The organism is Microvirga arabica, from assembly GCF_016811235.1.
GTDB classification, from domain to species: Bacteria; Pseudomonadota; Alphaproteobacteria; order Rhizobiales; family Beijerinckiaceae; genus Microvirga; species Microvirga arabica.
The window spans coordinates 42421-56285 of the sequence record NZ_JAFBID010000015.1 but is presented as its reverse complement, the minus strand read 5'-3'; the positions used below and the strand labels follow the sequence as shown (position 1 = coordinate 56285).

General features: G+C 66.1%; 15 protein-coding genes. 6 read left to right on the top strand and 9 right to left on the bottom strand.

Annotation, left to right across the window (positions count from 1 at the left end):
• Positions 1 to 19 precede the first annotated feature (19 nt).
• The 9 genes from nusB to JQC81_RS10310 form a co-directional block, all read right to left on the bottom strand.
• On the bottom strand, positions 20 to 502 hold the full coding sequence (gene nusB, locus JQC81_RS10350; RefSeq protein WP_203271739.1) for a transcription antitermination factor NusB: 483 nt from the start codon (positions 500 to 502) through the stop codon (positions 20 to 22).
• A 4-nt stretch (positions 503 to 506) separates the two neighbouring features.
• A complete protein-coding gene (gene ribH, locus JQC81_RS10345; RefSeq protein ID WP_203271738.1) occupies positions 507 to 995 on the bottom strand; it encodes a 6,7-dimethyl-8-ribityllumazine synthase in 489 nt (162 codons plus the stop codon).
• Between the two features lie 177 nt (positions 996 to 1172).
• A complete protein-coding gene (locus JQC81_RS10340; protein WP_203271737.1) occupies positions 1173 to 1808 on the bottom strand; it encodes a riboflavin synthase in 636 nt (211 codons plus the stop codon).
• Positions 1808 to 2956, bottom strand: coding sequence for a bifunctional diaminohydroxyphosphoribosylaminopyrimidine deaminase/5-amino-6-(5-phosphoribosylamino)uracil reductase RibD (ribD, locus tag JQC81_RS10335; protein WP_203271736.1), 1149 nt, complete (start codon positions 2954 to 2956; stop codon positions 1808 to 1810). Before ribD ends, JQC81_RS10340 begins: the two co-directional genes overlap by 1 nt.
• Positions 2953 to 3462: a transcriptional regulator NrdR gene (gene nrdR / locus JQC81_RS10330; protein ID WP_203271735.1), complete on the bottom strand. Its 510-nt coding sequence runs from the start codon at positions 3460 to 3462 to the stop codon at positions 2953 to 2955. Before nrdR ends, ribD begins: the two co-directional genes overlap by 4 nt.
• A 15-nt stretch (positions 3463 to 3477) precedes the next feature.
• Positions 3478 to 4782, bottom strand: coding sequence for a serine hydroxymethyltransferase (gene glyA, locus JQC81_RS10325; RefSeq protein WP_203271734.1), 1305 nt, complete (start codon positions 4780 to 4782; stop codon positions 3478 to 3480).
• Positions 4783 to 4958: 176 nt separating this feature from the next.
• Complete coding sequence (locus tag JQC81_RS10320) at positions 4959 to 6230, bottom strand: L,D-transpeptidase family protein (protein WP_203271733.1); 1272 nt, start codon at positions 6228 to 6230, stop codon at positions 4959 to 4961.
• Between the two features lie 256 nt (positions 6231 to 6486).
• A complete protein-coding gene (locus tag JQC81_RS10315) occupies positions 6487 to 6945 on the bottom strand; it encodes a DUF6163 family protein (RefSeq protein WP_203271732.1) in 459 nt (152 codons plus the stop codon).
• Complete coding sequence (locus tag JQC81_RS10310; protein WP_203271731.1) at positions 6945 to 7997, bottom strand: enoyl-CoA hydratase/isomerase family protein; 1053 nt, start codon at positions 7995 to 7997, stop codon at positions 6945 to 6947. The genes JQC81_RS10315 and JQC81_RS10310 overlap by 1 nt, the downstream gene beginning before the upstream one ends.
• A 438-nt stretch (positions 7998 to 8435) precedes the next feature.
• On the opposite strand from JQC81_RS10310, the gene hemB reads away from it, so the two are divergent.
• The 6 genes from hemB to JQC81_RS10280 all read left to right on the top strand — a co-directional run bounded on the left by hemB (position 8436) and on the right by JQC81_RS10280 (position 13860).
• Positions 8436 to 9479, top strand: coding sequence for a porphobilinogen synthase (hemB, locus tag JQC81_RS10305; RefSeq protein WP_203271730.1), 1044 nt, complete (start codon positions 8436 to 8438; stop codon positions 9477 to 9479).
• A 51-nt stretch (positions 9480 to 9530) separates the two neighbouring features.
• On the top strand, positions 9531 to 10862 hold the full coding sequence (locus JQC81_RS10300) for a branched-chain amino acid ABC transporter permease (RefSeq protein WP_203271729.1): 1332 nt from the start codon (positions 9531 to 9533) through the stop codon (positions 10860 to 10862).
• 25 nt (positions 10863 to 10887) lie between these two features.
• Positions 10888 to 12132: a threonine ammonia-lyase gene (locus tag JQC81_RS10295; protein ID WP_203271778.1), complete on the top strand. Its 1245-nt coding sequence runs from the start codon at positions 10888 to 10890 to the stop codon at positions 12130 to 12132.
• 10 nt (positions 12133 to 12142) lie between these two features.
• Positions 12143 to 12622, top strand: coding sequence for an RDD family protein (locus tag JQC81_RS10290; protein ID WP_203271728.1), 480 nt, complete (start codon positions 12143 to 12145; stop codon positions 12620 to 12622).
• A 121-nt stretch (positions 12623 to 12743) separates the two neighbouring features.
• The gene (locus tag JQC81_RS10285; RefSeq protein ID WP_203271727.1) at positions 12744 to 13490 is read left to right on the top strand and encodes an arginyltransferase; all 747 of its coding nucleotides are present in this window, start codon (positions 12744 to 12746) and stop codon (positions 13488 to 13490) included.
• Between the two features lie 136 nt (positions 13491 to 13626).
• The gene (locus JQC81_RS10280) at positions 13627 to 13860 is read left to right on the top strand and encodes a hypothetical protein (RefSeq protein ID WP_203271726.1); all 234 of its coding nucleotides are present in this window, start codon (positions 13627 to 13629) and stop codon (positions 13858 to 13860) included.
• Positions 13861 to 13865 lie beyond the last annotated feature (5 nt).

Here is a 13865-nt window from a genome sequence, read left to right as displayed (position 1 = left end):
ATTACCTTGCCCGTTTGCGTTATCGCCCGCCCTGGCCGGCGGCCTTTTTCTCCAGTTCGCCGGGGCGGACCTCGCGGGCGACCTTGTCGAGCACCGCATTGACCAGACCCGGCTCGTCGTCGCCGTAGAAGCCGTGGGTCACGTCCACATACTCGGTGATGACGACGCGGGCCGGAACGTCCTTGCGGAACATCAGCTCGTAGCCACCGGCGCGCAGGATGGCGCGCAGCACCGCCTCGATACGCTTGAGGGGCCAGTCGGTGGCGAGCGCGTTGTCGATCCTGACGTCGATGTCGCGCTGGTTCTTGACCACGCCCGACAGGATGTCGCGGAAGAAATTGTTGTCCGATGGCTTGAACTCGATGCCCTCGACCTCGCGGCCGATCCAGAAGGCCTCGAATTCGGCGAGCGCGTCGATGACGGTCTTGCCGGAAATGTCCATCTGGTAGAGGGCCTGGACGGCAGCGAGGCGAGCGGCCGAGCGCTCTGCTGGCTTCGTCATGATATCAGGCCTCCAGTTTCTGTTTGATGCGCAGGACGGCGAGAGCCGCTTCCACCGCGCCCCCACCCTTATTCAATTCATTCACGCTCGCACGGGTCCAGGCCTGCTGATCATTCTCGACGGTGAGGATGCCGTTGGCGAGCGGGATGCGGCGCTGGACCGACAGATCCATGAGGGCGCGGGCGCTCTCGCCGGCAACGATGTCATAGTGCCCGGTCTCGCCGCGGATCACGCAGCCCAGGGCCACGACGGCGTCGTAAGGCTTGCCGGCCTTCTCGGCGGCGTCGAGCGCGATGGCGATGGTGGCCGGGATTTCGAGGGCGCCGTCGAGCGTCAGCACGTCCATGCTGGTCTGCGCCGCCTCGACGGCCCCTTGCGCGCCACGCAGAAGCTCATCGGCGATGTCGTCGTAGAAGCGAGCTTCGACGACCAGGATGCGGGCACCGGGAACCGGCGGACGCGGGCTTTTCGGCTTGTCGGAATGGGCGACCATGAGAAATCCGTTCAGAACTCTGACAGCTCCTCTGACCTCTTCCTGAGGAGCCTGCGGAGCAGGCGTCTCGAAGGAGGTTCCAGAGAGGACTGGAAACGCCCTGATCCTTCGAGACGGCCTGGCGGCCTCCTCAGGATGAGGGCTGCGTATGGAATACGGGAAACGTTAGGCGTTCCCCTACCCCGCCCGGCGCGCGTCCGCAAGCCGCGCGGCGTAGCGGGCCATGAGGTCGACTTCGAGGTTGAGCTTGTCGCCCACCTGCCGGTCGCCCCAGGTCGTCACGGCGAGCGTATGCGGGATGATGAGCACGGAGAACATGTCGTCGTTGACCGTGTTCACGGTGAGCGACGTGCCGTCGAGGCAGACCGAGCCCTTTTCGGCAATGAACGGGGCAAGCGCCGGCGGCACCTTCAGGGTGAAGCGGGCCGTCGGTCCCCAGGGATCGTCGCCCGCCGTGATCGCCTCCTTGGCCACGATGGTGGCCAAGCCGTCCACATGCCCGGTCACGATATGGCCGCCGAGTTCGTCGCCAATCTTCAGGGAGCGCTCCAGATTAACCCTGGTGCCCGCCTGCCACTCGCCGACGGTGGTGCGCTCCAGCGTCTCGGCCGCAGCATCCACGTCGAACCAGCTGCCGCCCTCCCGAGGGCCGAAGGCCACGACAGTCAGGCACGGCCCGCCGCAGGCGATGGACGCGCCGAGCACGATCGTGGCGGGATCATAGGATGAATGGATGCGCAGGCGCTTGAGGGTGTCTTGAGACCCTTCCACCGCCGCCACTTCACCGACGTCGGTGACGATACCAGTAAACATCAGGGTCTCTCCCAGAACATGAAAAGATCGGGGCCGATCTGCTCCTCGGCCCATAACGAGAGTTGATCCATGCGGTCCTGCAGCGACAGGCCGAGCGCCGGAACGTCGCCCTGCCCCCGCGCGGAGCGGCCCGTGATCAGGATCAGATCGTCAATGAGATCGGCCTTTGCCAGCGCGTCCGCCAGATCCGGACCGCCCTCGCAGAATACCTGCGTGACCCCGCGCGTGCCGAGAAGCCCCAGGGCCTCAGGTAATGAAACGCGGCCAGCTTCATCGGCAGCTACTCGCAGGACCTCGACACCCTGGGCGGTCAGCGCTTTCTCAGCCTCAACGGGGGCCTCCACCGTCGTCAGGATCCAGGTCGGGATTGCGCCGGCTCCGGTGACGACCCGAGACGTTGCCGGAGTCCTCAGTTGAGAATCGACCACGATGCGGACCGGCGAGCGGCTCTCCAGGCCGGGCAAGCGCACGTTCAGCAGAGGATCGTCCGCCAGCACCGTCCCGACACCGACCATGATCGCATCCGCATGGGCGCGCATCAGGTGGACTTTCGCCTGGGCGATCTCTCCCGTGAGGATCAGGCGCGGACCATGGCGCGAACCGGCAAAGCCTTCCGTGCTGCGGGCGAGCTTCACGGTCACGGCGGGACGCCCCTTGGTGACCCGCGTGATGTGGCCGCGATGGAGCCTCGCGCCGTCCTCGGCGAGGCAGCCGACATTCATCGGGATGCCCGCATGGCTGAAGCGCTCCGGGCCTTGGCCGGCGGCGTGCGGGCTCGGATCGGCGACGCTGACCACGAGGCGTCCGACTCCGGCCGCCACGATGAGGTCGGTGCAGGACGGGCCGTGGTCCCGGCTGCTGCGGGTGGCACAGGGCTCGAGGGTGACGTAGAGCGTCGCTCCACGGGCACGCCTGCCTACCGCCTCGAGGGCCACGCGCTCGGCGTGAGGCCTGCCGCCCGCCTGGGTGATGCCTTGCGCGACGATGACAGGCACCTTGCCGCTCTCATCGACCAGCACGGCTCCCACGGACGGGTTGGGCCAAGTCAGGCCGAGATGGCGAGACCCGAGCGCAAGCGCGAGGCGCATGAAGCGCTCGTCGTGGCCGTTCCGGTCAGGCGGCAGCCCCCTGGCGCCGGGGTCGGTCATGGCTCGCTCGAAGCGCGCTTTTTCTTCGGCGGAGGCGGCAGATCCTCCTCGGTCTCGCCTTCAGCCAGCTTGCCAAGAATCTCCTCGAAGTCCCTGGCTTCGCGAAAGTTCTTGTAGACGGAAGCGAAGCGCACATAGGCCACATCGTCGAGGCCTTTCAGCCCTTCCATGACGAGCTCGCCCACCTGTTCGCTGGACACCTCGCCGTCGCTCATGCTCTCAAGCTGGCGCACGATGCCGTTGATCATGCGCTCGACGCGCTCGGGCTCCACCGGCCGCTTGCGCAGCGCCACGTCCACCGATTGCTGGAGCTTGTCCCGGTCGAAGGGCACGCGACGGCCTGAGCGCTTCACTACCGTGAGTTCGCGCAGCTGCACGCGCTCGAAGGTCGTGAAGCGACCGCCGCAATCCGGGCAGATGCGGCGGCGGCGGATGGACGAGGAATCGTCCGTGGGGCGGGAATCCTTCACCTGGGTGTCCAGGCCCCCGCAATAAGGGCAACGCATGGATCAGCTATACCCTCACCCGTAGATCGGGAAGCGGCGGGTCAGCTCGTGAACGCGCTGCTTGACCGATTCCTCGACCGAGGCGTTGCCCTCGTCGCCGTTCTTCGCCAAGCCGTCCAGGGTCTCGACGATCAGCTCGCCCACCCGCTTGAACTCGGCCACACCAAAGCCGCGGGACGTGGCGGCGGGCGTCCCAAGGCGCACGCCTGAGGTGACCATCGGCTTCTCGGGGTCGAACGGCACGCCGTTCTTGTTGCAGGTGATGTGGGCGCGGCCGAGGGATGCTTCCGCCGCCTTGCCGGTGAGCTTCTTCGGGCGAAGATCCACCAGCATGAGGTGGTTGTCCGTGCCGCCGGCCACGATGGCATAGCCATTCGCCAGCATGGTGTCGGCCAGCACCTTGGCGTTCTCGACAACCGAGCGGGCATAGAGCTTGAACTCGGGGCGCAGGGCCTCGCCAAAAGCGACCGCCTTGGCGGCAATGACGTGCATGAGCGGGCCGCCCTGAAGGCCGGGGAAGATGGCCGAGTTGAACTTCTTCGCCAAGTCTTCCTCGTTGGTGAGGATCATGCCGCCGCGCGGACCGCGCAGGGTCTTGTGCGTGGTCGTGGTGACGACATGGGCATGTGGGAACGGCGACGGATGAGCGCCGCCGGCAACAAGGCCCGCGAAATGCGCGATATCCACCATGAAGAAGGCACCGACCTCGTCGGCGATCTCGCGGAAGCGGGCGAAGTCCCAGAAGCGGGAATAGGCCGAGCCGCCGGCGACGATCACCTTCGGCTTGTGCTCGCGGGCCAACTGCGCCACCTCATCCATGTCGATGATCTGGTCGCTCTCGCGCACCTTGTAGCTCACCACGTTGAACCACTTGCCGGACATGTTGACCGGCGAACCGTGGGTCAGGTGGCCGCCGCAGGCGAGATCCAGGCCCATGAAGGTGTCGCCCGGCTTCATGAGGGCCATGAACACGGCCTGGTTGGCCTGGGAGCCGGAGTTCGGCTGAACGTTGGCGAACCGGCAGTCGAACAGGCGCTTGGCGCGCTCAATCGCCAGTTCCTCGGCCATGTCGACGAACTGGCAGCCGCCGTAGTAGCGGCGGCCGGGGTAGCCCTCCGCGTACTTGTTGGTCATCACCGAGCCTTGAGCCTCAAGGACGGCGCGCGAAACGATGTTCTCGGAGGCGATCAGCTCGATCTCGTCGCGCTGGCGGCCGAGCTCCAGCCCGATGGCGCGGGCAATTTCGGGATCGCTGTCCGCGAGGCTTGCCGAAAAGAAGCTGTTGGAGAGATGGCTGTGTGCCGCTTCACTGGCGCTCATGGGTACCCTCGCCTTCCTGGAGTCTATGCCGAAACGGCCGCTCGATCTGCACGTGCCGTGGCCTTTAACATGGCGGGCTTCGCCGCGCCAACTGCTCCGGAGACATGCCTACCCAGCCCTGGAAATGCAACAGCCCGCCGGAGGGCGGGCTGTCGAAGCTTGGTGAGAAAAGAACCTCAGTTCTGCAGGAACATCTCCTGGTCCGGCTCGGTCGGCACGCGGCTCGCGACCGGGATGGCATTGCCGAGGCCGTCCTTGTTGTAGATGTCGTCGCGGAACTGCACGAGGCCGTCCGGGGTCGCCCAGGCGGTGACATAGATCCAGTGGATCGGAACGGCTTGAGCCAGGCGGGCGTCGATGCGCTCGCCGGACCGGAAGGTAGCGTCGATCTGCTCGCGGCTCCAGCCGGGGGTGTCCTTCAGGAGCCACTCGATGTAGTCGCGCACGTTCTGGATGCGGATGCAGCCCGAGGAGACGAAGCGGAAGTCGTCGCCGAAGATGCCCTTGGAGGGCGTGTCGTGCATGTAGACGCCGTGCTGGTTCGGGATGTTGATGCGCACGAACCCCATGGAGTTCAGGTCGCCGCCCGGATCCTGGCGGAAGCGGTAGCGGGTCGCCTCGTCGGAGAACCAGTTGATCTGGCTGGAGGGAATTTCCTGGCCGGCCGCATTGAAGATGCGGATCTTGTTCTCGGCGAGATAGTTCGGCTCCTTCTGCATCTTCGGGATGAGGTCCTTCTTCACCACCGAGGCAGGAGCCGTCCAGAACGGGTTGAAGTTGACCTCGACCACCTTCGAGTTCAGCAGGGGCGACTGGCGGTCGATCTTGCCGACGCCGGCCGCGTGGCGGGAGTGCACGACGCCGCCCTCCACCGCCTCGACGAGAGCGGCCGGGATGTTGGCCACCGCATAGCGGCCGGGCAGCCCGGAGCCCACGAGGCTGCGCAGGCGGGCCACGTTGATCTCGAGCTGGCGGATGCGCAGGTCGACCGGCACGTTCATGGCGACGACCGTTGGGCCCGTCATGGTGCCCGTGGAGCTGATGCCGTGGCGGGCCTGGAAGCGGCGGACGGCCGCCTCGACGTAGGAATCATAAATCGGCGATTCGCCGGCGGCCGGATCGAGATCGCCGGAAATGATGAGGCGCTGGCGCAGGGCCATGACGGCCGGGCTCTTGGAGCCGACGCGCAGGCCCTGAACGCCCTGCACGGGCTGCCAGCCGCCGCGGGCCGCAATGTTGCGGTAGTATTCGATCATCTGCTCGGTGGCGGCGAGCGACTCGGCCGAAAGCATGGGGGTCGAAGTCCGCTGCACGCGGGTGCGGGAGACCGCCTCGTAATTCTGCGACCACTCGGCCTGGTTCTGGGCGAACTGCTGCGCCATGGCCCCGGTGGCCGGCGTGAAGATCAGGGCGAGCGATCCAGTCAGTAGGGTACGGCGAGACAACATGAGCGCAGGCTCTTCCCGGTTAGAAGTGGTCACGGCGGGAGCGGCGGACAGGTGCCCGGCTCCCTCCTCTCCTGGCGATAAGTGCCCGGATTGGATTAAGGAATGGTATCGAAAACGAGGAACATCGGGGCCGTTTTATGGCAAAGCGCCCAACCGGCCGTCCCTCGCAGCCCGGAACCGCTCCTGAGCACGATGTAACCTTCGAGTGTTGTCCTGAGGATACACTTCTGCGTGAGGAGCTTGGCCTTACAGCCGGTCAGTGGCCCTCTCGGGCAGCGAGCCAGGAAATCCCTAGATAGACCGCCATGAGCGTAAGGAAGAACGCCACGGTCACCATGCCGCTTGCGAGGATGCCCGGAAAGAAAGCTGCTAGGATGAGATGGCTCATGATGGCGAGAAGCCACATGATTCCCCCCCAAGTGCTCGCCATCCACAGGCCGACGGCCGCGATCAGGTCGATCAGGGCGAAATAGATGATGGTGGCCTGATAGCCCGTGGAGCGCGCCTCGAACTGGCCGGCCGGAGTCCAGATGCCGAGGATCACCGCCCAGGAACTCAGGCCCTTCATGATCCAGAGAATCGCCAGGATGCGCATGAAGCAGGTGAGCACGAAGCTCCAGCGCATGAAGCCCTGGGGTGCGGGGCGCTCCTCGATCCGGTCGGAAAGGTATTCCCGGGCCGCGTGGCCGGACGACTGGCTGCCTCTGTGGGGCATCAGGCAGTCTCCAGTTCGCGATCGCCGAGGCTCGCGAAGTGCCGCTCGATCGCGGCCCTGTCCACCTGCTCAAAGGAGGCGGGCTGCCAGCGGGGCTGGTTGTCCTTGTCGATGATCACCGCCCGGACACCCTCGTAGAAGTCTTGGCCGTCGCCGATGCGCGAGACGATGCGGAACTCGACCTTCATGGCCTCTTCGAAATCGAGGGTGGCGCCCCGGCGCACCTGCTCGAAGGCGAGGTTCATGCTGGTCGGCGACTTGGTGCGCATGCCTGCGGCGGTCTTGGCGGCAAACTCCGAGCCTTTCGCGGCAGCCTCGTCGAGACGCTGCATCACAGCGGCGACGCTCTCCGCCGAGAAGCAGGAATCGATCACGGCCCGGTGCGCCTCCAGCGGGGCCGGGCCCGGATCGGCCATGGCTTGGGCCAACGCTTCGTCCACCGGCGCGCCGGCGATCAGCGCCGCCCGCAATTTCGGGATGCTTTCGCTCGCGACCGCATGCGTCGCCAGCCTCAGCATCACCGCGTCGGCCCGCTTCACGCGCTCGCCGGTGAGAGCGAGGTACATGCCGGTCTCGCCCGGCAGGCGCGGCAGGGCATAGGTGGCGCCGACGTCAGGGAAGAAGCCGATTCCGACCTCAGGCATGGCGAAGAGGTAGCGCTCGCCCGCCACCCGGTGCGAGCCGTGCAGGGACACGCCGACGCCGCCGCCCATGACGATGCCATCGATGAGGGCGATGTAGGGCTTGGCATAGCGCTTGATGCGGATGTTGAGCTGGTATTCCTCACGCCAGAAGGCGAGCGCCTCGTCGCGCTTTCCGGCCTTCAGGCTCTCGGTGAGCTGCCGGATGTCGCCGCCGGCGCAGAAGGCCTTCTCACCCGCGCCTTTCACGATCACCCGGGTGACGGACGAGTCCCGCTCCCAGGCATCGAGCGCCCGGCGCATCTCGCGAACCATGGCGAGGTTGAGGGCGTTGAGCGCCTTGGGACGGTTGAGCGTGATGAGCCCGGCTTCCCCCTGCTTCTCGCAGACGATTTCGACGCTCTCGTCCATGGACCACTCCTTCATCTGGCTGCGGCTTAAAACAAGGCCGGGGCCGGCCGTCAATGGACACACTGTCATTCCCGTAAGGACGCCCGACCGAACCTGACACCTACTCCGTCATCACTGGCCTTTTGCGGGTGATCTCGATACGGACGCGTAGCACCTTTCCAATCGGGATGGTCGGCACAAGGCCGGCCATGACGAGGGAGAGACACAGAGGCGCGCGGGCATCAATGCACCGGTGCCATACCCGGCCGGAGCGTAGCGGAGGGGAAGGGAATCCACTCACACCCTCAGCGCTATGGATCCCCTTCCTTCGCTCCGCTTGGCCTGAGAATGACGCAGAACCTGCGGAACTGCGACCTCGAACCCTTTTTTAGAGCGATTTAAATGTGCTAACCCTCTGACCAGCCGCCGGCGCAGCGAAGCTGGGGCTGGATGAGGATCATGTCGAAGCTGTCGCCGTTCCCCCGCCCTGCTTCAGAGGAAGCTCAATCGTCCTCCCTGAGCCTGTCCTACCGCCCGCGCCGCAACCGCAAGGCCGAGTGGGCGCGGCGGTTGGTGCGCGAAAACGTGCTCACGGCCAACGACCTGATCTGGCCGGTCTTTATCGTCGAGGGCGCGAGCGGCCGCACGCCGGTTGGCTCCATGCCGGGCGTCGAGCGGCTCACCATCGCCGAGGCCGTACGCGAGGCCGAGCGTGCCGCATCGTTCGACATCCCGGCCATTGCGCTCTTTCCCTACACCGATCCGTCCTTGCGCGATCCGACCGGATCCGAGTCGCTCAACAGCCGCAACCTCGTCTGCCGCGCCGTGCGCGAGATCAAGAAGGCGGTGCCGACCATCGGCATCATCTGCGACGTGGCCCTCGATCCCTATACCAGCCACGGCCATGACGGCGTACTCGAGGGCGAGCGCATTCTCAACGACGAGACCGTGGCCCTGCTGGTCCGCCAGGCCCTGCTCCAGGCCGAGGCCGGGGCCGACATCATCGCGCCCTCCGACATGATGGACGGGCGCGTCGCGGCGATCCGCGAAGGCCTCGATGGCGCAGGGTTCCAGGACGTGCAGATCATGGCCTACGCGGCGAAATACGCCTCGGCCTTCTACGGCCCGTTCCGCGATGCCATCGGCACCAGCGCCTGCCTTGTGGGCGACAAGCGCACCTACCAGATGGACCCGGCCAATTCCGACGAGGCCCTGCGCGAGATCGCGCTCGACCTCGAGGAAGGCGCCGACATGATCATGGTCAAGCCCGGCCTGCCCTATCTCGACATCGTGCGCCGGGCCAAGGACACCTTCGCGGTTCCGACCTTCGCCTACCAGGTCTCCGGCGAGTATGCGATGATCCAGGCTGCGGCCATGAACGGCTGGATCGACGGGGAGCGGGCGATGATGGAAAGCCTTCTGGCCTTCAAGCGTGCCGGCGCGGACGGTATCCTCACCTACTTCGCCCCCCGGGTCGCGGAGAAGCTGAAGCACCAGGGCTGACCCTTCGATAACAACCCAGGCCCGCCCGTGTCAGGCTCAGGACTCGTCAGGGTGTGGCGGCTCGCCATCCTCCTGTGGAGTCTGAGTCTCCTATCGGCCTGCGGGCTTGCCATCGACGCCGAACAGACGCGGGTCTGCCGATCGGCCCTGCCGGCGCTCAATCCAGGTGCGGTGATCGCCGTCGAGCGAGTCCGCGAGGGGCCGGTCGCGCGAAGCCTGCGGATCGACTACATCGCCCAATACCCCGACCGCCCGGTGCTGGAGCGGTTCGCCATCTGTCAGTTCGCCGCCGAGGGGCTGTCGCCCAACAAGGCAGAGCTGACGGGCCTCGGCACCGAGGAAGGACTGCTCTCCGGCGCCAGCCTCTACATGCTCAAGCGCTTCTATCTCGAGACGCCCGAGGGCACAGCGGGCGATCCGGGCAGCCGGGCCGACGCGGACGTGACCGAGATTCCGATGGCGGTGGCATACTGGCTGCAGCAGATCCTCGTGAGCCTGCCGCGAACCGCTATCTATGCCCTGCTCTCGGTCGCCTTTGCCCTGGTGTTCGGCCTGAGCGGGCGGATCAACCTCGCCTTCGGAGAACTCGCGGCCGTGGGCTCGGCGGCCACCATTGCCGGCGCTTCGGTGGTGCTGGCCTCCGGCGGCAGTGCGCCTGTGCGCGGGCTGGCGGCAGGCCTTGCCGCCGCGCTCTTCGCCGGCGCGATCCACAGCGCGGTCGGGGGTCACTTCACCATCGGGCGGATCGAGGCCCAGAGCCCGCAGCCGAGCCTCATCGCGACCGTCGGCCTCTCCCTGTTTCTCATGGAATACCTGCGGCTCGTGCAGAGTCCCGTGACCGTCTGGCTGCCGCCGATCTGGTCCGAGGCCTGGCCGCTGGCCCGTGCACAGGATTTTCTCGTCAGCCTGACGCCGATCACCGCCATCACCAGCGGCATCGGCCTGATCGCAGCGTTGGGCCTTCTCTGGCTCGTTCAGGCGACCACCTTCGGGCGAGCCTGGCGGGCCTATGCGGATGATGCGAAAGCCGCAGCGCTTATGGGAGTCAACGGCCCTCGCCTGCTGACCCAAACTCTGGCTCTGGCCGGCGCTATGGCGGGTCTCTCAGGGATGCTGATCGTCGCCCAATATGGCGGCCTCGGCTTCGCGGGAGGCTTCCAGTACGGCCTCAAGGCGCTGATCGCGGCCATCATCGGCGGGATTGGCTCCATCCCCGGGGCGATGTTAGGAGGTTTCGCCGTGGGCTTGTTCGAAACCCTGTGGTCGGCGTATCTGCCCATCGAGATTCGCGACATGGCGCTTTATGCGGCACTCGTCGTGTTCCTGATCTTCCGGCCCGGCGGCCTGCTGGGTTTCAAGGATCCAACACCAAGACCTGTTTAAGGCGTATAATAAGTCTCCGGAGGAAATCGTGGCCGATTACGCCATCACCATCGACGATGTGACCCGTGCTGCGGAGACGATCCGCGGTCAGGTGCTGCGGACACCGCTTGTTCCCGCCCCTCGCCTGTCGCAGCTCACCGGCGCCACCGTCTGCGTGAAGCACGAGAACATGCAGCCGACCGGCTCCTTCAAGGAGCGCGGCGCGGTGACGAAGCTGGAGAGCCTGAAAGCCGACGAGCGCGCCCGCGGGGTCATCGCCATGTCGGCGGGCAACCACGCCCAGGCGGTGGCCTATCATGCGCGCCGTCTCGGCATCCCGGCCACCATCGTCATGCCGGAGGGCACGCCTCTCGTGAAGGCGGAGAACACCCGCTCCTACGGGGCCAAGGTGATCCTGTTCGGCGAGACGCTCTATGAGTCGGCTGCCCGCGCCCGCGAGATCGCGGAGGCCGAGGGCCTCGTTTTCGTGCACCCTTACGACGACCCGAAGGTCATGGCCGGCCAAGGCACCATCGGGTTGGAGATGCTGGCCGACGCGCCGGATCTCGACCAGATCATCGTGCCCATCGGCGGCGGCGGGCTCATTTCCGGCATCACGGTCGCCGTGAAGGCGCTCAAGCCCAGCATCGAGATCATCGGCGTGGAGGCCGCCCTCTACCCGTCCTTCCGCAACGCCATCCGGGGCGAGAACCAGCCCATCGGCGGCGCGACGCTCGCCGAGGGCATCGCGGTGAAGACCGTCGGGCAGCTGCCGCTGCCCATCGTGCGCGATCTGGTGTCCGACATCATTGCCGTCGAGGAGCCCGTAATCGAGCGCGCGGTCAACGCTTATGCCACCCTGCAGCGGACCATGGCGGAGGGCGCAGGCGCGGCGGGGCTTGCCGCCATGATGGCGGCTCCTGAACGGTTCGAGGGCAAGCGCGTGGGCCTCGTGCTCTGCGGCGGCAACATCGACGCCCGGATCCTCGCGTCCGTCATGGTGCGCGAACTGGAGCGAGACGACCGCATCACCTCCTTCCGCATCACCTCCAATGACCGGCCGGGCCTGTTGGGCCGCGTGGCGAGCCTGCTCGGCCAGCTTGGGGCCAACATCCTGGAGGTGTCGCACGGCCGCCTGTTCCTGGACGTGCCGGCCAAGGGCGTTTCCATCGACATCACTATCGAAACGCGCGACAGACAACATACATTGGAGGTGTTCGAGGTTCTGGCGGCCGAGGGGCTCGCTCCGCAGCGGATCGTGTCCCGCAGCCTGCCTGCAACCGCCTTCTGAGGAGAGATCCATGGTCAATCGCCCCTACCCGCCGACCCTGAACTACCCGTCCTACGAGGTCGACCGGGTGACGGATGGCGTCATCAGCCGGCGCTTCTGGGCTTACCTGATCGACCTTGTCGTCATCGCCCTCTGGGTCGTGCTGATCTCCATCGGGATCTTCTTCTTGGGGCTTATCACGCTCGGCCTCGGCTGGGGGCTGTTCTTCGCGCTTCCGCTCACGGCGCTGATCTTCATCGTCTACAACGCGGTGACCATCGGCGGCGCGTCCCAGGCGACGGTCGGGATGCGCTATATGGGCCTGCGGGTGATCGATCCGCGCACCGGCCGGGGCGCATCCCCGTTGTCGGCCGCCGTGCACGCGCTGTTCTTCTACGTGGCCATCTCGACCTTCCTGCTCTGGGCCTGCGACGTGTTCGTCGGCTTCGTCCGCGAGGACCGCCGCTTCATCCGCGACCTGCTCACCGGCATGATGGTGGTGAGGGCATGATCCGAAGGGGCGTGAACACACCCCTGTGACATACGCCCTCTTTTCCTGGACGTGCGGGACACCAATGTTATCCTTCGAGCGTTGACGTAGCGCTCAAGGTTTCTCCACAAGGCTTTCCCGATTGACGAGCCAGCCCCGCGACGCCCCGCAGTTCTACCTCACCTCCCCGTCCGCATGTCCCTACCTGCCGGGCAAGGAGGAGCGGAAAGTCTTCACGCATATCGTGGGACGGCGCGGGCGGGAGCTGAACGAGATCCTGACGCAGGGCGGTTTCCGCCGGTCGCAGACCATCGCCTACCGGCCCGCCTGCGATTCATGCCGGGCCTGCGTGTCGGTGCGGGTTCTCGTGGACGAGTTCGAGCCCTCGGGCAATCTCAAGCGCGTCCTGAAGGACAATGCCGACCTGATCGGGAACGCCCTGCCCAACCGCCCCACCTCCGAGCAATATTCCCTGTTCCGCCGCTACGTGGACACGCGCCACGCGGATGGCGGCATGGCCGACATGACCGTGCTCGATTATTCCATGATGATCGAGGACAGCCATGTGGACACGCGGCTCATCGAGTACCGCCGGCGCGGCATCGACAGCGGCATCACGGGCAAGGGGTCGGGCGATCTCATCGCCGTGTGCCTCACCGACGAGATGAGCGACGGCCTCTCCATGGTGTATTCGTTCTACGCCCCGGAGATGCAGCACCGCAGCCTCGGCACCTGGATGATCCTCGACCACATCCGCCGCGCCAAGGCGATGGGCCTGCCGTACCTCTATCTCGGCTACTGGGTCGAGGGCTCCAAGAAGATGGGCTACAAGGCCCGCTTCAAGCCGCAGGAGCGGCTGCTGGCGCAAGGCTGGGCACGGGTGGGGTGAGGCTTGCGGACGGCGCGGGCGCAGATCTGACGTCTGCGCACTCACAAAAAAGTGCGCCCACGCAACCTCTCAAACGCCACACAGGATGGCTAAATTTCTCTTCCGAGAGCTGACCGATCAGCTCTGGGAGAACATTATGCGCACGATCCTCATTGCGGTTCTCTGTCTCGCCTCCCTCTCGGGCGCGGCGCTGGCAGAGCCGGGCGGAGGTACGGACCGCGACCGGGTCATCCGTGAAGTGGAAGCCATGCAGCGGGATGGACGCTGGCAGCAGCTCATCGCCGAGGGTCAGGCCAATAGACAGGCTTTCGACAACCCAGGCCGGCGTCAGGCTCCCACCGCGACCGGCTCTGTGGTTCGGCGGCGGTGAGACCA